13 protein-coding genes are annotated in these 20,670 nt (G+C 66.1%); 10 read left to right on the forward strand and 3 right to left on the reverse strand.

What is annotated here, in order from left to right; genetic code table 11:
* Positions 1 to 11 precede the first annotated feature (11 nt).
* The 5 genes from S58_RS12415 (at position 12) to S58_RS12435 (ending at position 10,725) form a co-directional block, all read left to right on the forward strand.
* The gene (locus S58_RS12415) at positions 12 to 1,424 is read left to right on the forward strand and encodes a mannose-1-phosphate guanylyltransferase/mannose-6-phosphate isomerase (RefSeq protein ID WP_015665662.1); all 1,413 of its coding nucleotides are present in this window, start codon (positions 12 to 14) and stop codon (positions 1,422 to 1,424) included.
* Between the two features lie 70 nt (positions 1,425 to 1,494).
* On the forward strand, positions 1,495 to 3,717 hold the full coding sequence (locus S58_RS12420) for a tetratricopeptide repeat protein (RefSeq protein WP_015665663.1): 2,223 nt from the start codon (positions 1,495 to 1,497) through the stop codon (positions 3,715 to 3,717).
* Between the two features lie 201 nt (positions 3,718 to 3,918).
* The gene (locus S58_RS12425) at positions 3,919 to 6,132 is read left to right on the forward strand and encodes a tetratricopeptide repeat protein (protein WP_015665664.1); all 2,214 of its coding nucleotides are present in this window, start codon (positions 3,919 to 3,921) and stop codon (positions 6,130 to 6,132) included.
* Between the two features lie 84 nt (positions 6,133 to 6,216).
* On the forward strand, positions 6,217 to 8,436 hold the full coding sequence (locus S58_RS12430; protein WP_015665665.1) for an O-linked N-acetylglucosamine transferase, SPINDLY family protein: 2,220 nt from the start codon (positions 6,217 to 6,219) through the stop codon (positions 8,434 to 8,436).
* Positions 8,437 to 8,505: 69 nt separating this feature from the next.
* On the forward strand, positions 8,506 to 10,725 hold the full coding sequence (locus S58_RS12435; RefSeq protein ID WP_015665666.1) for a tetratricopeptide repeat protein: 2,220 nt from the start codon (positions 8,506 to 8,508) through the stop codon (positions 10,723 to 10,725).
* A 9-nt stretch (positions 10,726 to 10,734) separates the two neighbouring features.
* On the opposite strand, the gene S58_RS12440 is transcribed toward S58_RS12435, so the two are convergent.
* The gene (locus S58_RS12440) at positions 10,735 to 11,445 is read right to left on the reverse strand and encodes a DUF1223 domain-containing protein (RefSeq protein WP_015665667.1); all 711 of its coding nucleotides are present in this window, start codon (positions 11,443 to 11,445) and stop codon (positions 10,735 to 10,737) included.
* Between the two features lie 360 nt (positions 11,446 to 11,805).
* Between S58_RS12440 and S58_RS12445 the strand changes: the two genes are divergently transcribed.
* Together S58_RS12445 and S58_RS12450 are read left to right on the forward strand one after the other, a co-directional pair.
* Positions 11,806 to 12,813, forward strand: coding sequence for a Gfo/Idh/MocA family protein (locus S58_RS12445; protein ID WP_015665668.1), 1,008 nt, complete (start codon positions 11,806 to 11,808; stop codon positions 12,811 to 12,813).
* A gap of 55 nt (positions 12,814 to 12,868) precedes the next feature.
* Positions 12,869 to 14,020: a DegT/DnrJ/EryC1/StrS family aminotransferase gene (locus S58_RS12450; protein ID WP_015665669.1), complete on the forward strand. Its 1,152-nt coding sequence runs from the start codon at positions 12,869 to 12,871 to the stop codon at positions 14,018 to 14,020.
* 639 nt (positions 14,021 to 14,659) lie between these two features.
* Here the strand turns inward: S58_RS12450 and S58_RS39305 are convergent.
* Complete coding sequence (locus S58_RS39305) at positions 14,660 to 14,788, reverse strand: hypothetical protein (RefSeq protein ID WP_277996606.1); 129 nt, start codon at positions 14,786 to 14,788, stop codon at positions 14,660 to 14,662.
* 78 nt (positions 14,789 to 14,866) lie between these two features.
* Between S58_RS39305 and S58_RS38115 the strand changes: the two genes are divergently transcribed.
* Positions 14,867 to 15,013 carry a hypothetical protein gene (locus tag S58_RS38115; protein ID WP_160167594.1) on the forward strand — a complete coding sequence of 49 codons (147 nt, stop codon included), beginning with the start codon at positions 14,867 to 14,869 and terminating at the stop codon, positions 15,011 to 15,013.
* 66 nt (positions 15,014 to 15,079) lie between these two features.
* On the opposite strand, the gene S58_RS12455 is transcribed toward S58_RS38115, so the two are convergent.
* A complete protein-coding gene (locus tag S58_RS12455; protein ID WP_144058302.1) occupies positions 15,080 to 16,195 on the reverse strand; it encodes a hypothetical protein in 1,116 nt (371 codons plus the stop codon).
* Between the two features lie 361 nt (positions 16,196 to 16,556).
* Here S58_RS12455 and murJ point away from each other — a divergent pair, with 361 nt between their 5' ends.
* Both murJ and S58_RS12465 read left to right on the forward strand, forming a co-directional pair.
* The gene (gene murJ, locus S58_RS12460; protein WP_015665671.1) at positions 16,557 to 18,086 is read left to right on the forward strand and encodes a murein biosynthesis integral membrane protein MurJ; all 1,530 of its coding nucleotides are present in this window, start codon (positions 16,557 to 16,559) and stop codon (positions 18,084 to 18,086) included.
* Between the two features lie 151 nt (positions 18,087 to 18,237).
* On the forward strand, positions 18,238 to 20,547 hold the full coding sequence (locus S58_RS12465; RefSeq protein ID WP_015665672.1) for a xanthine dehydrogenase family protein molybdopterin-binding subunit: 2,310 nt from the start codon (positions 18,238 to 18,240) through the stop codon (positions 20,545 to 20,547).
* Positions 20,548 to 20,670 lie beyond the last annotated feature (123 nt).

A 20,670-nucleotide genomic window follows, 5' to 3' on the forward strand; every position in this document is an offset into this window, starting at 1 on the left:
GGACTGATTTCATGACCGGACGTATCATTCCCCTCATCATGTGCGGCGGCGCCGGGACCCGGCTGTGGCCGGCATCGCGGGAGGTTCGGCCGAAGCAGTTCCTGCCGCTGTTCGGCGCGCGCTCGACATTCCAGGACACGCTGCTGCGCGTCTCCGATGCCGACCTGTTCGCGCGGCCGATCATCATCACCAACACGGCCTACCGCTTCATGGTGCTGGAGCAACTGGCCGAGATCGGCATCGAGGCCGACGTGCTGCTGGAGCCGATGCGGCGCGACTCCGGACCCGCGATCGCCGCCGGTGCGGCCTTCGCGCAATCCCGCGATCAGGACGCCGTCGTGCTGGCGCTCGCCGCCGACCATGTGGTGCGTGACACCGCCGCTTTCGTAGCGGCTTGCCGCCAGGGTCTGGCGGCGGCCGAGACCGGCCGCATCGTGACCTTCGGCGTCAATCCGGAGCGTGCCGCCACCGAATACGGCTATATCAGCCCGGGTGCGGCGGTATCCGGAGAGGTGCGGGCGGTCGCCAAATTCGTCGAGAAGCCGGACCAGCCGACCGCCGAACGCTATATTCGCGAGGGCTATCTCTGGAACAGCGGCAACTTCATGTTCCGCGCGTCCGTGCTGCTCGACGAATACCGCAAATACGATGCAGCCAGCGTACAGACGGTGACTGATGCGGTCGCCAAGGCCGGCCGCGACCTCAGCTTCATCATCCTGGAGTCCGATGCCTTCGCCGCGGCCAAGCCGATCTCGATCGACTATGCCGTGATGGAGAAGACCGAACGCGCCGCGGTGGCGCCGGTGTCGTGCGGCTGGTCGGATGTCGGCTCTTGGCATGCGGTCTGGGAACTGTCCGACAAGGACGGGCAGGGCAATGCCGCGCGCGGCCCCGCCGTGTTCGAGGATTCCCGTAATTGCAACGTCGTCACCGACAAGGCGCTGGTCGCGCTCGAAGGCGTCGACGATCTGGTCGTGGTGGCGGCTCAGGATGCCGTGCTGGTGTCGCGCCAGCGCGATGCCAACGGGCTGAAGCGGCTGGTCGCCAAGCTCAAGACCGTGGCGCCGGAGGTGACCGAGGCCCACATCAAGGTGCACCGCCCCTGGGGCAGCTATCAGTCGGTCGACAATGGCGAGCGCCATCAGGTCAAGCGCATCATCGTCAAGCCCGGCCAGCGGCTGTCGCTGCAGAAGCACTATCATCGCTCCGAGCACTGGATCGTGGTGCGCGGGGCTGCCCGGGTCACGGTGAACGAGACGGTCAAGACCGTCCATGAGAACGAATCGATCTATATCCCGATGGGCGCGGTGCACCGCCTGGAGAATCCGGGCAAGATCCTGCTGGAGCTGATCGAGGTCCAGACCGGGTCCTATCTCGGCGAGGACGACATCATCCGCATCGAGGACGATTACCGTCGCGAGTAGGGCGCGGGCTCCCCTCGAATCACGCGAGCCGTGCTAGATAGCCCCGGACGTCCTCCGCCGGAGAGCTTCCTTGCAAAGCACGATCGGATCGCGCGCGTTCCAGAACGCGCGCCTGCAGAAAAAGAACCGCAAGCAGGCCGATGGCCTGCTGCCGCAGGCCGTAGCGGCCTACCGCAGCGGCCGGCATGCGGATGCCCAGACGATCTGCGGACAAATCCTGGCGCTCGTGCCCGATCATTTCGAGGCCCTGCACCTCCTGGGTGCTTCCGCGCTCGACAGCGGCCGGCTCGATCTGGCGGAGCAGGCACTGGCCCGCGCCGTCGCGGTCGAACCGCGCAATGCCGAGGCTCAGGCCAATCTCGGCCTCGTGCTCTCCAGCATGAAGCGCTACGAGGAGGCGCGTGCCGTCCAGGAGCGTGCGATCGCGCTGAAGCCGAATTTCGCGACGGCGCTGACCGGCCTCGGCAATACCCTGATGAACATGCAGCTGTTCGCGCAGGCGATCGAGGCGCATGACCGTGCCATCGCCGCCAAGCCCGACTATGCCGACGCCTATTGTAACCGCGGCATGGCGCAGCTGCTCCTGCTGCGGAACGAAGAAGCAAGGCAGAGCTTCGATCGTGCGCTGGCGCTGGCGCCCCGGCACATGCAGGCGACGTTCGGCAAGGGTCTCGTCAACATCAATCTGCGGCATTTCGAGCAGGCGCTGGTTGCCTTCAATGCGGCGCTTGCGATCAAGCCGGATGCAGCGGCCGTGATCGCGCAGCGTGGGCGCCTCTACATCCAGATGGCCCGGTTCGAGGAAGCCGAAGCCGATTTCAACGCGGCACTCGCCACCGATCCGATGCTGGAGACGGCGCTGCTCGGCAGGGCACATGTCTGCGTGCTCACCGAGCGGATCGCGCCGGCCATGGCCGCGTGCAAACGGGTGCTGGAGCGCAATCCGGCGTCGGAGGTCGCGCTGGCCTGGCTCGGTGCCTGTTTCGCCAAGCAGGGCGACACGGCCGCCGCGATCCAGCACTTCGACCGCGCGCTCGAGATCAAGCCGGATTTCGAGGACGCGATCCTGAAGAAGATCTTCGCACTCGATTTCTATCCCGGGGCCGATATCGCCGTGCATCAGGCCGTCCGGCGCGAATGGTGGGACCGGATCGGCGCGCACATTCCGCGGCTCGCACTCGGCGCGATCGACCGTGATGCGGAGCGCCGGATCACGGTCGGCTATGTGTCGTCCGACTTCCGCAGCCATTCGGCTGCGCTGACGTTCCTGCCGGTGCTGCGCCATCACGATCACCAGCCGTTCAAGATCATCTGCTACTCGTGCTCGCCGCTGGTGGATTCGGTGACGGAGCATTGCAAGGCCGCTTCCGATGGCTGGGTCGACGCCTGGCAGATGTCGGATGAGGAGCTGGCCGTGCGCATCCGCTCGGATCAGGTCGACATCCTCGTCGATCTCTCCGGGCATTCGGCCGGCAACCGCCTCACTTTGTTCGCGCGCAAGCCCGCACCGATCCAGGTGACGGCATGGGGCAATGCCACCGGCACCGGCCTGCCGACCATGGACTACTTCTTTGCCGATCCGGTCACGGTGCCCGAAGCCGTCCGGCCGCTGTTCGCGGAAGAGGTCTACGATCTGCCGGCCCTGATCACCACGGATCCGCTGCCGGGCGCGCAACCGACGCCGCTGCCGATGCTGCAGAATGGCTACGTTACCTTCGGCGTCTTCAACCGTGTCGACAAGATCTCCGATCAGGTCCTCGACGTCTGGTCGGCGCTGTTCCGCGCGCTGCCCGATGCACGCGTCGTGGTCAAGAACGGCGCGCTGGACGACAGCTTCCTGCGTGACGGGCTGATCGCACGCTTCGTGGCCCATGGCATCGCGGAGAGCCGGCTGACGTGCCTCGGCTCGTCGATGCGGCAGGAGCATATCGCCGCCTTCGCCCTCGTCGACATCTCGCTCGATCCGTTCCCGCAGAACGGCGGCGTGAGCACGTGGGAGTCGCTGCAGGCCGGCGTGCCGGTCGTGGCCAAGCTGGGCAACAGCTCGGCGTCGCGCGCCGGCGGTGCGATCGTCAAGGCTGTCGGCCTCGACGACTGGGTGGCTGAGGACGATGAAGCTTATGTCGCGATCGCCCTGAAGTACGCTGCAGATCCCTCCGCATTGGCACGACTGAGAGCCGAGCTGCCGGCGCGCGTCGCGAGCTCGCCTGCCGGCAATGTCGTCACCTATACGAGAAAGGTCGAGGAAGGCTATCGCACGTTCTGGCGGCGCTACTGCGCCGCGGGCGGCTGAATGCCGTAAGCAAGGCAGTTGGAGGCCTGTGTCGGCCTAGCCAGGATCGCTACGTTTCGCGCGAATCAGGCGCCGCGTGCTAGCGTTGCGGGTAGTATTTGCGAGCGGGCGGTCAGCAAGCCGGCCTGAATCTCGGAGCGGCCACACCAGCCGCGTGAGTTGCGTTTGTCCCATCCGGCTCATCTGATCTGGAGACGATCCTTGGCTGGCAATGTCGGCTCGCGCGCGTTTCAGAACGCTCGGCTCGAAAAGAAGAACCGCAAGCAGGCCGAGCCGTTGCTGGCGGCGGCTGCCGCCGCGCACCGCGCCCGTCGGCCGGCCGAGGTGAGGGCGCTGTGCAGCCAGGTCCTGGCGCTGCTGCCGGACCACGCCGGCGCGTTGCGGCTGTTGGGCATGGCTGCGCTCGATGCCGGCGCATTGTCCGACGCCGCGGCGGCACTGACCCGCGCCGTGGAGGTCGATCCGCGCGACGTCGACGCTCACGCCAATCTCGGCATCGTGCTGTCCAATATGGGGCGTCACGCCGAGGCCCGCGGGCACCAGGAGCGTGCGGTTGCGCTGGTCCCGAATTTTTTTGCGGGCTGGAACAGTCTCGGCAGCACCCTGCTGCGGCTGGAGCAGGCGGAGCAGGCGATCGCGGCTTATGACCGCGCGCTTGCGTTGAAGCCCGACTACGCCGAGGCCCATTGCAACCGTGGCATGGCGCTGCTCCTCGTCGACCGCAGTGCCGAGGCGCTGCAGAGCTTCGATCGCGCCTTGGCGTTCAATCCGCGCTACGTGCAGGCCCTCCATGGAAAGGGCATGGTGAACCTCGGCTTGCGCCGTGTCGATGCGGCGCTCGCCGCCTTCGATGCGGCGCTCGCGATCAGTCCGGACGCGGCGAGCGTCCTTGCCGAGCGCGGCCGGGCCTACCTGCAGGCCGGCCGGTTCGATCAGGCCAAGGCGGATTTCGACGCGGCGCTCGCGCACGCGCCCGATCTCGAAGCCGCGCTGCTCGGCCGGGCCCATCTCGGCGTAGACAAGAACGATGTCGCACCCGCCGTCGCGGCCTGCCGCAAGGTGCTGGAGCAGAACCCGAACTCGGAGGCCGCCTGGACCTGGCTCGGCGGCTGCTATGCCAAGCAGGGCGAGATTGACGCGGCCCTGCAGCACTTCGATCATGCGCTCGCGCTCAAGCCCGACTGTCGGGATGCGATTGCGGCCAAGATCTTCACCCTCGACTTCCTGCCCGACGCCGATTTTGCCAGGCAGCAGGCGGTCCGCCGCGAATGGTGGGAGCGGATCGGGGCGAGGCTTCCGCGCGCTGCGCTCAGCCCGCGCAACATGGACCCGGAGCGGCGGCTCGTCATCGGCTATGTCTCCGCGGATTTCCGCAATCATTCGGCGGCCTTCACCGTCCTTCCGGTGTTGAGCCATCACGATCGCGCCCGGTTCCAGGTGATCTGCTACACGTGCTCGGCGCGGCAGGATGAGATCACGGCGCGCTGCCGGGCGGCCGCTGACGTCTGGGTCGAGGCCTGGCAGATGTCGGACGGCGATCTGGCCGATCGCATCCAGGCCGACGGAGTCGATATCCTGGTGGATCTGTCCGGCCACTCGGCCGGCAATCGGCTCACGCTGTTCGCCAGCAAGCCGGCGCCGATCCAGGTGACGGCCTGGGGCCATGGCACCGGGACCGGCCTGCCGACGATCGACTACTTCTTCGCCGACCCGGTGACGGTGCCGTCCGGCGTGCGTCATTTGTTCGCCGAGCAGGTCTACGACCTGCCCGCGGTGATCACCACCGATCCGCTCCCGGGAGCGCCATCCACGACGTTGCCGATGCTGCGGACTGGCCACGTCACGTTCGGCGTCTTCAACCGGATCGACAAGATCTCCGATGCGGCTCTGGCGGTCTGGGCGCGGCTGATGGCGCTGCTGCCGGACTCCCGCATCGTGATCAAGAATTCCGCGATCGACGACAATTTTCTTCGCGAAGGGCTCATTGCGCGTTTCGTGGCGCATGGCGTGGCAGCGGAGCGCGTCATCTGCCTGGGATCGACGACGCGGGAGCAGCACGTCGCGCAGTTCGCCCATGTCGACATCTCGCTCGATCCGTTTCCCCAGAATGGCGGCGTGAGCACCTGGGAGTCGCTCCAGGCGGGCGTGCCCGTGGTCGCCAGGCTCGGCTGCAGCACGGCCTCGCGGGCGGCCGCCGCCATCAACACGGCGCTCGGGCTTGACGACTGGGTGGCCGGGGACGATGACGGCTATCTCGCCATTGCCCTGAAACACGCCGCTGATACTGCCGAGCTGGCACGTCTCAGAGCGGAATTGCCAGCGCGTGTCGCGACCTCCGCGGCGGGCAATGTCGAGACCTACACCCGCAAGGTCGAGGAGGGCTACCGGCAATTCTGGCGCCGCTACTGCGCCTGAATGCGTCCGCGGCGGTCTCGATCGATGCCGGTTATTAATCACCTCTCTGCAGATACTTCTCTGTAGATCTATTGGAGGTCGTCTTTGGCGAGCGATGTCGGTTCCCGCGCGTTCCAGAATGCGAGGCTTCAGAAGAAGCATCGCAAGCAGGCCGATGCGCTGATGCAACAGGCCGTCGCTGCCTATCGCGGCGGCCGCCGCGCTGAAGCCCAGGCGATCTGCGGGCAGATCCTGGCGCTGCTGCCCGATCATTTCGATGCGCTGCATCTGCTCGGCGTGTCGGCGCTCGATGGCGGCCGGCTCGATCTCGCGGAGCAGGCTTTGACGAAGGCGGTGGAGATCGAGCCGCGTCACGCCGAGGCGCTCTCCAACCTCGGGCTCGCGCTGTTCAACCGCAAGCGCTTCGAGGACGCGCGCAAATGCCAGGAGCGGGCGATCGCGCTGAAGCCTACGCTCGTGGTTGCGCAGACCGGCCTCGGCAATACGCTGATGCGGCTGGGCCATCCGGAGGAGGCGATCGCCGCTCATGACCGGGCGATCGCACTGAAGCCGGACTATGCCGACGCCTATTGCAACCGCGGCATGGCGCTGCTGCCGCTCGGTCGCAACGCCGACGCCAATCGGAGCTTCGACCGTGCGCTGTCGCTCAATCCGCGGCACATGGAGGCGATGTTCGGCAAGGGGCTGGCCATTATCAACCTGCATCATTTCGACGACGCGCTCGCCGCGTTCGATGCCGCGCTCGCTCTCAAGCCCGGCGCCGCGCAGGTGCTGGCGCAGCGTGGCCGGCTGCATCAGATCGCCGGGCGCTTCGAGCAGGCCAAGGCTGATTTCGACGCCGCGCTGGTCGGTGATCCCTGGCTGGAAATGGCGCTGCTCGGCAAGGCCCAGCTCGGCCATTTCAAGGACGTCGCGCAATCCGTGGATGCCTGCCGCAAGGTGCTGGAGCAGAATCCGCTGTCCGAGGATGCCTGGCTGTGGCTCGGCGTCTGCTACGGCAAGCAGGGCGAGGTCGCCGCCGCCGTCGCGCATTTCGATCGCGCCCTGGAGATCAGGCCGGATTTTGCCGAGGCGATGACGGCAAAGATCTTCACCCTCGAGTTCATGCCGGATGCCGATTTCGAGCTGCATCAGGCGGCCAGGCGCGAGTGGTGGCAACGGATCGGCAGCCGGATTCCCCAGCGACGGTTGCTGCCGCGCAATCTCGATCCGGAGCGGCGCCTCATCATCGGCTACGTCTCGTCCGATTTCAGGAATCACTCGGCCGCACTGACCTACCTGCCCGTGCTGAAGCATGCCAACCGACAGGATTTCCAGGTCTGCTGCTATGCCTGCTCGCCGGTGCAGGATGCGGTGACGGCGCAGTTCCGCGGCTGCGCCGATGTCTGGGTCGATGCCTCGCAGATGTCCGACGACGAACTGGCGGATTGCATCACGGCCGACGGCGTCGACATCCTGGTCGATCTCTCCGGCCATTCCGCCGGCAATCGTCTGCCGTTGTTTGCCCGCAAGCCTGCACCGGTTCAGGTGACCGCGTGGGGCAGCGGCACCGGCACGGGCCTGCCGACGATCGACTACTTCTTGGCCGATCCGGTCACGATCCCCGAGGCGGCGCGTCATCTGTTCGCCGAGCAGGTCTACGACCTGCCGGCGGTCATCACCACGGACGCGCTGCCGGGCATCGAGCCCACGCCGCTGCCGATGTTGCACAATGGCCATGTGACCTTCGGCGTGTTCAATCGGCTGGACAAGATCTCCGACCCGGCGCTCGCGGTCTGGACAGCTCTCATGCAGCGGGTGCCGGACTCCCGCATCGTGATCAAGAGCAGCTCGCTCGACGATCCCTTGCTGCGTGATCGTCTGCTGGCGCGTTTTGCCGCCCATGGCGTGACGCAGGAGCGCATCACCTGTCTCGGCTGGTCGACGCGCGAGCAGCAGATCGCCCAGTTCGCCCAGGTCGACATCTCGCTCGATCCGTTCCCGCAGAATGGCGGCGTCAGCACCTGGGAATCGTTGCAGGCCGGCGTGCCCGTGATCGCCAGGCTCGGACGGAGCGCGGCGTCGCGCGCAGCCGGCGCCATCGTCACGGCCGTCGGGCTCGGCGACTGGGTGGCTGAGGACGATGACAGCTACATCGCGATCGCCGTGAAATGGGCGGCGCAGCCGGCGGAGTTGGCCAAGCTGCGGACGGAGCTCCCGGCGCGCGTTGGCAACTCCGCGGCCGGCAATGTCGAGACCTACGCGCGCAAGGTCGAGGAAGGCTATCGCCTGTTCTGGCGGCGTCATTGTGCGAGCGTCGGCTGATACGGCAGTGTGCTGGAGTTGAGTTGGTCCGCGTTGCAGGATCTGTAAGTCACCTTCTGGAGGCCATCTTTGGCAAGCGATGTCGGGTCCCGCGCATTTCAGAATGCGCGGCTGCAGAAGAAGCACCGCAAGCAGGCTGATGAGCTGCTGCCGCGTGCCGTCGCGGCCTATCGCGCCGGCCGTCCGGCCGAAGCGCAGGCAATCTGTGGGCAGGTGCTGGCGCTGTTGCCCGATCATTTCGACGCCCTGCATCTGCTCGGCGTGGTGGCGCTCGATGGCGGTCAGCTCGATCTCGCGGAGCAGGCTTTGACGAAGGCCGTCGAGATCGATCCGCGTCACGCCGAGGCGCTCTCCAATCTCGGTCTCGCGCTGTTCAACCGCAAGCGCTTCGAGGATGCGCGCAAATGCCAGGAGCGGGCGATCGCGTTGAAGCCTAACATGGTCGTCGCGCTCACCGGCCTCGGCAACACGCTGATGCGGCTGGGCCGTCCGGAGGAGGCGATCGCTGCGCATGACCGGGCGATCGCGCTGAAGCCGGATTACGCCGACGCCTACTGCAATCGCGGCATGGCGCTGCTGCCGCTTGCGCGCAATGTGGAGGCCAATCAGAGCTTCGACCGCGCGCTCTCTCTCAATCCGCGCCACATGGAGGCGATGTTCGGCAAGGGATTGGCCAGCATCAACCTGCGCCATTCCAATGACGCGCTCGCTGCGTTCGATGCCGCGCTCGCGATCAGGCCGCACGCGGCGCAGGTGTTGGCGCAGCGCGGCCGTCTGCACCAGCAGGCCGGGCGGTTCGATCCCGCCATGGCCGACTTCACAGCGGCACTGGCGATCGATCCGCGGCAGGACATGGCGCTGCTGGGCTTCGCCCAGCTGAGCGTGATCAAGGACAACATCGCGCCGGCGATGGACGCCTGCCGCAAGGTGCTGGAGCAGAATCCGGAATCGGAGGTGGCCTGGACCTGGCTCGGCGAATGCTTCTGCAAGCAGGGCGATCTCGCCACCGCCTTGCAGCACTTCGAGCGCGCGCTCGAGATCAAGCCGGACTTTGGTGATGCGATCACCGCGAAGATATTCCTGCTCGACTTCATGCCGGACACCGACTTCGCTCAGCACCAGGCGGTGCGCCGGGAATGGTGGACCAGGATCGGCAGCAAGATCACCCGCAGGCCGCCGCCGCTTCGCGACCGCGATCCGGAGCGGCGGCTCACCATCGGCTACGTCTCGTCCGATTTCAGGAATCACTCGGCTGCGCTGGTGTTCCTGCCGGTGCTGCGCCACCACGATCACAAGGCCTTCAAGGTCGTCTGCTACTCCTGCTCGCCGCTGCAGGACGGCATGACCGAGCGCTGCCGCGCGGCCGCGGACCTCTGGGTCGACGCCTGGCAGATGTCCGACGAGGAGCTGACCGATCGCATCGCGGCCGACGAGGTCGACATCCTGGTCGATCTCTCCGGCCATTCCGCCGGCAACCGGCTGCCGGTGTTTGCCCGCAAGCCGGCGCCGGTCCAGGTCACCGCCTGGGGCAGCGGCACCGGCACGGGGCTTCCGACCATCGACTATTTCTTCGCCGATCCGGTGACGGTGCCGGAGGAGGCGCGCCCTCTGTTTGCCGAACAGGTCTATGACCTGCCGGCCGTGATCACCACCGATCCGCTGCAGGGGTGGCAACCGACGCCGCTGCCGATGCTGCGCAACGGCTACGTCACCTTCGGCGTGTTCAACCGCATCGACAAGATCTCCGACCCCGCGCTTGCGCTCTGGTCGCGTCTGATGGGCGCGCTGCCGGACTCGCGCATCGTCATCAAGAACGGCGCGCTCGATGAGCCCTTGCTGCGCGATGGCCTCGTCGCGCGGTTCGTGGCGCATGGCATCGCGCAGGAGCGCATCACCTGCCTCGGTCTCTCGACGCGCGATCAGCACATCGCGCAGTTCGCCGCGATCGACATGTCGCTCGATCCGTTCCCGCAGAACGGCGGCGTCAGCACCTGGGAATCGCTGCAGGCCGGCGTGCCCGTGATCGCCAAGCTCGGCCACGGCGCCGCGGCGCGCGCGGCCGCGGCCATCAACACCGCGGTCGGGCTCGGCGAGTTCGTGGCGGAGGACGATGACGGCTACATCGCCATCGCCCTCAGATATGCAGCGCAGCCCGCGGAGCTGGCGAAGCTGCGCGCGGAGCTGCCGGCGATGGTTGCCGGCTCTGCGGCGGGCGACGTCGAGACCTACACGCGCAAGGTCGAGGAGGGCTATCGTCTGTTCTGGCACCACTACTGCGCCTCCTCCTGACCTCGGCAACTATAGCCGCGCGGCACCGACGATGCGCCCGTCCGCCGCTTCGAGAATCACCGCGGCGTCCTCGCCTTCGGGCATCGGCTCGGACAGGCGCAGCGCGGTGCCGCTCCAATCCGCCAGCGCGCGGACCGAGCGCACCACGTTCAGCTCCTCCAGCGTGCGACCGCCATTCTCGCCGCGGCCGATCGCCGTTTCATGCCGATGATCGAAGCCGACCAGGAGGACGCGGCCGCGTCCTTCACCGCCGCCGACTTCGACCGTGAGCTTGTCGCCATGGCGTGCAAGCTTGAGCGGCGTCGCGGTGGCGCGCGCGGCTCTGGCGCGATCGATCGCGGGGCCGACCTCGGCCCTGTTTGATCCGACATGGCTGGTGACGCCGTCGACGACGATCTCCGGCGTGTAGGAGCCGTCGCCGAAGCGGCTGCCGTAGCGGGCCTGGCGGTCGGTGGCGGCCGGTAATGAGAACGGATCCTTCCAGCCCAGCCGGTCCCAATAGGTGACGTGAAAGGCGAGGGGCAGCACGTCGCGGCGCTGCCGCACCATCTCGTTCAGATAGGCATTTGCAGGCGGGCAGGAGGAGCAGCCCTGCGAGGTGAAAAGCTCGATGACGACGGGCCGATCCGTTGCGGCAGCCGATGGCGACCACGGGGCAAATGATGCGAGCAGCACGGCGAAGGTGGAGGCACGGCGGAGCGAGGCGAGGCTGAGGGTCATGGGTGTTCTCCCGCGAGGTGACGTGATCTCCTTCGCTGCTGGGATCCACAGCGTTACCTCCAGCTGCAGCCCACACGCAGGCGTGAAGACGCATCAACCGTTACCTTCGAAGCCTGTCGTGACGCGTGAGCGGGGCCTTGTCCACACGCGAAGGCCACGACGCAGGTCCTTCAAAACACACCGTTTTTCGTCGGCTATGAATGTAACTTTCTGAATCAAATCGTGTCCTGAAAAGACTTTCCGCATTCGCCTCGCTTGGGGCGGCGTGCTAGGAGAGCTTCGACCGGTGATTTGCAGTTCGTTAACCGTTACGGCCAATCCGTGACGTCGCAACCCGGGGACATTGATGGGGTCGATGACATGAGTTCCAAGGGGGCGGGCCACAAGGCCGAGCTGAGGCAGGCGCTGCGAGTAGGCGTCATCGGGGCCGGCGTGATGGGCAGCAATCATGCCCGTGTGCTCGCCGGACTGCCTGACGTACACCTCGTCGGCGTCGTCGATCCGCTTCCGGCCCATCGCACCCGCGTCACCGAGCTTGCGAACTGCCCGACCTTCGAGACCCTCGATCAGCTCGCCGCCGAAGGCGTCGACGCCGTCACCATTGCCGCTCCGACGCACCTGCATCATGAGCTCGCGCTCGCCTGCATCGCGCGCAAGGTGCATCTGATGGTCGAGAAGCCGATCGCCTCGACGGTGGACGAGGGCAGGGAGATCGTCTCGGCCGCGCATCGCGCCGGCGTCACCCTGATGATCGGCCATGTCGAGCGCTTCAATCCGGCGGTGGCCGCGATCAAGAAGGCGATCGCCGGCGAGGACATCTTGTCGATCGCCATCACCCGCGTCGGCCCGTTCCCGCCGCGCATGTCGAATGTCGGCGTCGTCATCGATCTCGCCGTGCACGACATCGATCTGATCCGCTGGTTCACCGAATCCGACATCATCGAGGTGCAGCCGCAGCTGTCGAGCGCGGTGGCCGAGCGCGAGGACATCGCGCTGCTGCAGTTCCGCACTGCGTCGGGCGTGCTCGCCCACATCAATACCAACTGGCTGACGCCGTTCAAGGCGCGCAACGTCACCGTGGCGACCCGCGGCAAGTACATCATGGGCGATCTGCTCACCCGCCAGGTCACCGAGTGCTTCGGCTTCAAGCCGGATGGCAGCTACTCGATGCGGCATCTGCCCGTCGGCCATGACGAGCCGCTGCGCGCCGAACTGATCGCCTTCCTGCACGCGGTGCGCTCGGGCACGGCGCCCGCCGTGACCGGCGACGAGGGCGTCGCGAGTCTCGCGATCGCCACGCAGTGCCTGGAAACTTCGAGCCATCGCCCGGCCGAGGCCGCCGCAGCCAAGCGGCGCGCCGTCGGCTAGCCGGCCCGGCCTTCGCTTCACCCTCATTTCCGTTTCCGAACCTTTGTCAGAGCTCATGAACCAGCACCTGCGTCATCAGCCCATTCCGTTCATCGACACCGCCGCGCAGCGCCAGCGGCTCGGCAAGTCGCTCGACGACGCCGTCGCCCGCGTGCTCGCGCATTGCCAGTTCCTCGGCGGCCCCGAAATCATCCAGCTCGAAGCGGAGCTCGCAGCCTACTGCGGCGCCAAATATGCGGTGAGCTGCTCCAGCGGCACCGACGCGCTGCTGATGGTGCTGATGGCCCAGGGCATCGGCCCGGGCGACGCCGTGCTGTGCCCGTCCTTCACCTTCTGCGCGACCGGCGAAGCCGTGGCGCTGACCGGCGCCACGCCGGTGTTCGTCGACGTGCTGGAGGAGACCTTCAACATCGATCCGGCCTCGCTTCGCCGCGGCATTGCGACCGCCAAGCGCCTTGGCCTCAAGCCCAAGGCGGTGATCCCCGTCGATCTGTTCGGCCAGAGCGCCGACCATGATGCGGTGGCCGCGATCGCTGGGGATGAGGGCCTGTTCGTGCTCGACGACGCCGCGCAAGGCTTTGGCGCCAGCTACAAGGGCCGCCGCATCGGCACCTTCGGGCTCGCGACCGCCACCAGCTTCTATCCGGCCAAGCCGCTCGGCTGCTTCGGCGACGGCGGCGCCATCCTCACCGATGATGCCGGCCTGCTGGAGCGCCTGCGCAGCGTGCGCGCCCATGGCGGCGGCAGCGACAAATACGACAATGTCCGCCTCGGCCTCACCGCGCGGCTCGACACCATCCAGGCCGCGGTCCTGATCGAGAAGCTCAAGATTTTCGACGACGAGATCGCCGTCCGCAACGCGGTGGCCGAGCGCTACACGGCGGCACTCGCCGATGTGGTCAAGGTGCCGCGCCTCGCCGAAGGCTGCACCTCGGTCTGGGCGCAATACACCATCCGCCTGCCCAAGGGCGTCGATCGCGACACCTTCGCTGCGGCGTTGAAGGCGCAGGGTGTTCCGACCGCGATCTATTATCCGAAGTCGATGCACCAGCAGACCGCCTACCGGATCTTCCCGTCCGCCGATGGCGGCCTGCCGGTCAGCGAGCAGCTCTCCGCTGACGTCATCAGCCTGCCGATGCACGCCTATCTGGACGAGCCGACGCAAGGGCGCATCATCGACGTCGTCCGCGGCGCCGTGGCGGCTTAAAGTCTCACGCATCGCGACACCGCCGTTTCGCTTACGGCGTCGTGTCAACAGCCAGGCCGCTGATCTGCCCGGCTGATAGCGCCAACTAACACTGTCGTCCCGGCGAACGCCGGGACCCATACCGCGTGATGTATGAAACGGGCAGGCGGCCCGTCCCGCGCGCCCCATCGACGGTACGGAGTATGGATCCCGGATCGGCGCCCGCCGCCGCTTCGCGCCGGCAGGCTTGTCCGGGACGACAGCGGAATGCGTGATACGCGTCTCGCCTTCCCACCGGCGTCGCAAGTGCTGACGCGGGACCTGCATACTCACCGTCATTGCGAGCGAAGCGAAGCAATCCAGAGTCCCGCACGCGACTCTGGATTGCTTCGTCGCTTACGCTCCTCGCAATGACGGCGATGAGACATGACTCCACTCTCTCGCGGCGCATCTTGCGTCCGAGCTTTGCCCTTAGACCTGCCCCCTCATCGAAGAGGGCACGGGGAATGCCGGGCGCTGGCCGCACCCATGGCCCGCCAGCTGAAAAAAATGCTGGCGGCAGGAACCACAGGTTCAGCCGAGGCATCCCGGCATTCCCCGCGCGATGGATGGAACGGCTGCTTCGCGTTCTCCCCGGTGCTCCGGGCTTTTTGGCCACCGTCATCGGCACTGCGCTTTGCGCATCAGCACCAACTTGGCATCAGCGTCGGGATGCCAGGACCACGCGACTTGACCGTGCGCATCAATGCCGTTCGTCGGCGCGGCAAAACCACGCTGCAACATCGACACGCCCACCGCATCCCGCCTCAACGTCCGTGACGACCGCGAAGCGCCCCTCTGATCGAGACGGGACGGCGACATACAATCATGATTTCTGTTAAAAAGAAAGAGGAATATTTTTCAGAAGCGGGCTGGAGAGAGGATGCGCTTGAAGCGGCTCGTGAAATGAGTTTTTTGGCGCGGGCGGTACGGACAGCGCAAGGCGGGCTGGAGACCAGCGGGCGGCCTAAATAGACCGCGTCGCGCTATCAACTGAGCTGCCCCACGATCCGGCCGCGGCTCAAGCCGGCCTTGCACGCTCTAATCCGGTATCCCCCAGGTGCGCCGTCGAAATAATTCGGGCGGCGGCATCACTACATCGAGCGCCAGGGGACTACGATCCAATTTGACGGCGACCAAATTGTTGCGCTCGTGGAGGTCGGTTTCGATCGCTTTGAGCGGCAAGCCATCTGCCGTGACGCAATCGTATGAATATGATTCACGCCCCGTCTCCTGGTGGATCGTGCACGCTTCGCCGAGAATCTCGCTATGGCCGCTGTCGGGTGGGCTCGAATAAGAAAACGTACGCAGCGCCTTCTGGATGCTGAGTCGGATCGGCTGGCCGGCTGCGTCGCTCTCGAACACGATGTTAAGCCGCTGCAGCTCGTTCTTGAACGAAATGGTTCGCTCCGAATTTGCTTTCACATCTTCGGTGGAGGTCCAGGGAAAGTGTCGCCGTATCGTGCGGGTCCGTACGCCAAAAGGAATGTCTACCGTTGTACTTTGCAGGATCACTGTCACGTCGCCGGGGGGATCGGGCGGATTCTCGGGCGGGGGAGTGGTCAACCAGGAGTTCAGATCGAGCTTGCCATCCGGCAACCGCACAGCGTCACGCTCGACCCGTGTCCGCTCAAGCGACGTGATTTCAAACGAGTTGCCAGGAGTGAAATCGTTCTCGACGCGGGACCAAAGCTCGATGCCGTCGGGCGTAATGCAGCTCAGTCGCCGCGCGCGCGACGAAAGAAAGGCCTGCGACAGGTTCCACACCTCGCAGCTTTCGCCAGCGACCACCTCGCTGTCACTTGTCTTGAATGGGTTCTGTCCCCAGCGAATGAGATGCGCGGAGCCTGAACCGCGCATGACATGCAGCCAGTCATGGCCTTCCCGCTCTGAGGGATCACGAGCAAAGGTGATGATGAGCCCTTCGGGGCCAAAATAGCTGGTCGAGCGATAGGCGTTTCGGTCGACACCACCATCGACCCGGGTCCAACCACCGTGATAGGTGCGGACCTCGTTGACGACCGGCCCATGGGAAAGCTTGATGCGGACACTTGCAACGTAGTCGGGAATATCAGGCCCAGGCAGGAACGGCTGTTCGGTCGCCGATGCCAAACACGACCAAGACAGCGCAAGTATAGCAACAAAAACTGTTTTCATCTTTGTCGAGCTCGACGGCAATTGCACGGCGACCGCTGTTGTCGCACATACTGCAACAGCGTTCAAACGCACTCGCCTAGGACCCGCGTCGAACGCCAGGATCAAGGGCGCGTTGGTCAGACGTCGCTACAACATCAGGCCTCGTTCCGAGAGCCCGCCGAAGTCAGGATTTCAGCCACATGCGATAGCCCTGCCGCATGCGAGGAGAAGTTTTCCGAGCGGCGGGCCGCAAAGCCCCGAGATGATGTGTGCCGGTCCTGGCCGGGCTGGGCTGCGAACAGGTCGCCATACTTTGGCCGCAAGCGCGAATCGCGCACGTTCCCCGCTTCAAACTCCGCGCTCAATGCTCTAGAAGCCCCCCATGCTCGGACGTATCTTCACGGTTGGCGGCTATACGCTGCTGTCTCGGCTCACCGGCTTTGCCCGCGACATCATGCTGGCGGCTATACTTGGCGCTGGGCCGGTCGCCGACGCGTTCTTCATTGCGTTTCGGCTGCCCAACCATTTCCGGGCGATCTTCGCCGAGGGGGCGTTCAACGCGGCGTTCGTGCCTGCGTATGCGCATGTGCATGGCGAGAAGGGACCGGCCTCCGCCAGCCTGTTTGCCGACCGCATCTTCACCTTGCTGCTGGCGTCGCAGATCGTGCTGCTGATCCTGGCCTGGGCCTTCATGCCGCAGGCGATGACGATCCTGGCGCCGGGCTTCACCGACGATCCGGCGCAGCGCGAGCTTGCGATCACGCTGACGCGAATCACGTTTCCCTATCTGCTGCTGATCACGCTGGTGACGCTGTATGGCGGCATGCTCAACGTGATGCAGCGTTTCGCGAGCGCGGCGGTGGCGTCGATCTTCCTTAATCTCGCGATGATGGCGACGCTCGCGCTGGCGGCGTTCTTCCCCGGCGTCGGCCACGCCGCGGCATGGGGCGTGCTGATCTCGGGGTTCCTGCAATACTTCCTGCTCGCGGGTGATCTGGCGCGCCACGGCGGCCTGCCGCGGTTTGCGCCGCTCAGGCTCGACGACGACATCCGCGCCTTCTTCCGCGCGCTCGGGCCCGCCACGCTGGGCTCGATGGGCACGCAGGTCGCGATGTTCGCGGACACGATCATCGCGACGTTCCTCCCCGCAGGCGCGATCTCGGCGCTGTATTACGCCGATCGTCTCAACCAGCTGCCGATCGGCGTGATCGGCATCGCCATCGGCACCGTGCTGCTGCCGGAGATGTCGCGGCGGCTGACGGCGAACGACCACGACGGCGCCATGGAGCAGCAGCGCCGCGCCTTCGAGTTCACGCTGCTGTTCTCGGTGCCGTTCGTCGCCGCCTTCTTGGCCGTGCCTGATGTCATCACGCGCGCGATGTTCGCCCGCGGCGCCTTCACCAGGGGGGACGCCGCGGCGGCCGGTGCGACCCTCGCGGCCTATGCCGTGGGGCTCATTCCGTTCGTGATGATCCGCAGCGCGGTCTCGACCTTCTATGCGCGCAAGGACACGGCAACGCCGGTGAAGGCCTCGCTGACCGGGCTCAGCGTCAACGTGCTGCTCAAGCTGCTGCTGATGGGATCGCTGGCCCAGGTCGGCCTCGCTTTGGCGACGGCCGTCGGCGCGTGGATCAACCTGCTGCTGGTGCTCGGCTTTGCCGTCCACAAGGGCTATCTGCGTTTCGATCGGCGCCTGACGTCATCGCTGCTGAAGTTCGCCGGCACCGGGGTGGTGCTCGCGGCCGCGTTGTGGTTCACCGCGCGCTTTGCCGCGGTCCATCTCGCATTGCTCGGCCGCCTGCAGGACGAGGCTGCGCTCGGCGCGCTGATCGTGGCCGGTGCCATCGTCTATGCCGGAGCGATCCTCGCGCTGTTCGGCCCGCGCTGGCTCAAGGCGCTGGTGCGGCGCTGATCGTTTGCATTGCAGCATTCGCTGCTGGCATGCCTGACGAGAGTTGACCACGCGTGTTCCGGCGCGCGGCCATATGGCGTTTGCGCGAGCCTGCGATCCGCTGCAATATGTCGTTCAACATTCGCGACAATGCAGTGGGAAGTGAAACCAGATGGCAGCTCCAATCAAGTTCGGCGTCGGACAGAGCGTTCTGCGGAAAGAGGATGACGCGCTGATTCGCGGCAAGGGCCGCTATACCGATGATCTGGCGCCGGCTGCCGCCTTGCATGCACTGGTGCTGCGCTCGCCGCATGCCCACGCGAGGTTCACGATCGATGCCGCGCAGGCGCGGCTGTCGCCGGGCGTGGCGCTGATCCTGACCGCGGAGGATACCGCGGAACTCGGCGGATTGCCGTGCCTGTTCAACCTCGAGACCGATCCGTTCACCGCGCCGCCTTATCCGATCCTCGCCAAGGACGAGGTGCGTCACGTCGGCGATGCCATCGCCTTCGTCGTCGCCGATACGCTCGATCACGCGCGCGATGCGCTGGAGGCGATCAAGGTCGAGTGGACGACCCTGCCGGCCGTCACCGGCGTCGTCAATGCGATCAAGCCGGATGCGCCGCAGGTGTGGGCCGAGCACAAGGGCAACGTGCTGTTCGACGTCGGGATTGGTGACAAAGCCGCGGTCGATGCGGCCTTCGCGAAGGCGCATGCCGTCGCCGAGATCCGCATCATCAATCCGCGCGTGGTGGCGAGCTTCATGGAGACCCGCGCCGCGGTCTGCGAATACGACACCAAGCGCGACCATCTGACCTTGACGGCCGGCAGCCAGGGCAGCCATCGCCTGCGCGACATTCTCTGCCAGAACGTGCTGAAGATCCCGACCGAGAAGATGCGGGTGATCTGCCCGGACGTCGGCGGCGGCTTCGGCACAAAACTGTTTCCCTACCGGGAGTATGCGCTGGTCGCGGTCGCCGCGCAGCGGCTGCGCAAGTCGGTGCGCTGGGCCGCCGACCGCTCCGAGCATTTCATGGGCGATGCGCAGGGCCGCGACAACGTCACCACCGCGAAGATGGCGCTTGCCGAGGACGGCAAGTTCCTCGGCATGGATGTCGACCTGATGGGCGACATGGGCGCCTATCTGTCGACCTTCGCGCCCTACATCCCGCATGGCGGCGCCGGCATGCTGCCGGGCCTCTACGACATCCAGGCGTTCCACTGCCGCGTGCGCACGATCTTCACCCACACCGTTCCGGTCGACGCCTATCGCGGCGCTGGCCGTCCCGAGGCGGCTTACGTGATCGAGCGTCTGGTCGATGCCTGCGCACGCAAGCTCGACATGTCAGTCGATGCCGTCAGGCGCAAGAACTTCATCGCGCCGCGCGCGTTGCCCTACAAGACTGCGACCGGCAAGATCTACGACTCCGGCGATTTCAACGCGCATCTCAAGCGCGCGATGGAGATCGCCGAGTGGAAGGATTTCTCGAAGCGCGCCAAGGCGGCGAAGAAGAACGGGCTCGTGCGCGGCATCGGACTTGCGAGCTACGTCGAGGTCTGCGGCGTCATGGGCGAGGAGACTGCCAATGTGCGGCTCGATCCCAATGGCGACGTCACCGTCCTGATCGGCACGCAGTCGAGCGGGCAGGGCCACCAGACCGCCTATGCCCAGATCGTCGCCGAGCAGTTCGGCCTGGCGCCGGAGCGCGTGCACGTCCATCAGGGCGACACCGCCGAGATCGCAACGGGCCTCGGCACCGGCGGCTCGGCGTCGATCCCGTCGGGCGGCGTCAGCGTTCAGCGCGCCACGCATGATCTCGGCGACAAGCTCAAGCAGATCGCAGCCGAAGCACTCGAAGCCGGGCTCGGCGATCTCGAGATCGCCAACGGCGTGATCCGCGTCGCCGGCACCGACCGCGCGATCTCCTTCGCCGATCTCGCCAAGCGCCCGGGCGTCGATCCCGCCAAGCTCAACGGCAGCGCGACGTTCGCCAGTGCCGACGGCACCTATCCGAACGGCACGCATGTCGCGGAGGTCGAGATCGATCCGGCCACCGGCATCATCAGGATCGTGAACTACGTGATCGTCGACGATTTCGGCGTCACGCTCAATCCGCTGCTGCTGGCCGGCCAGGTGCATGGCGGCGCGGTGCAGGGCATCGGCCAGGCGCTGATGGAGCAGGTGGTCTACAGCAATTCCGATGCGCAGCTGGTGACCGGCAGCTACATGGACTACGCGCTGCCGCGCGCCGCGGATGCGCCCACCTTCACCTTCGAGACCCACAACGTGCCCTGCAAGACCAACCCGATGGGCGTCAAGGGCGCGGGCGAAGCAGGCGCGATCGGCTCGTGCCCGGCCGTGGTCAATGCGATCGTCGAAGCACTTTGGCGCGAGTACAAAATTGATCACATCGACATGCCGGCGACCCCCGAGCGGGTCTGGATTGCGATCCGGGAGCAGCATCGCCGTCATAGTCTCTGACTAGTCTTCGGACACCTCCGATATCCGCCTCAATTCCGGAATAACCCCCCGGAGTTGGGGTTGACTGATGGGAACCTCGTCCAGGTGGGCTGGGCGGGATTGTGACAACAAAGGAGCGAATTG

The sequence above is a fragment of the Bradyrhizobium oligotrophicum S58 genome (assembly GCF_000344805.1).
GTDB classification, from domain to species: Bacteria; Pseudomonadota; Alphaproteobacteria; order Rhizobiales; family Xanthobacteraceae; genus Bradyrhizobium; species Bradyrhizobium oligotrophicum.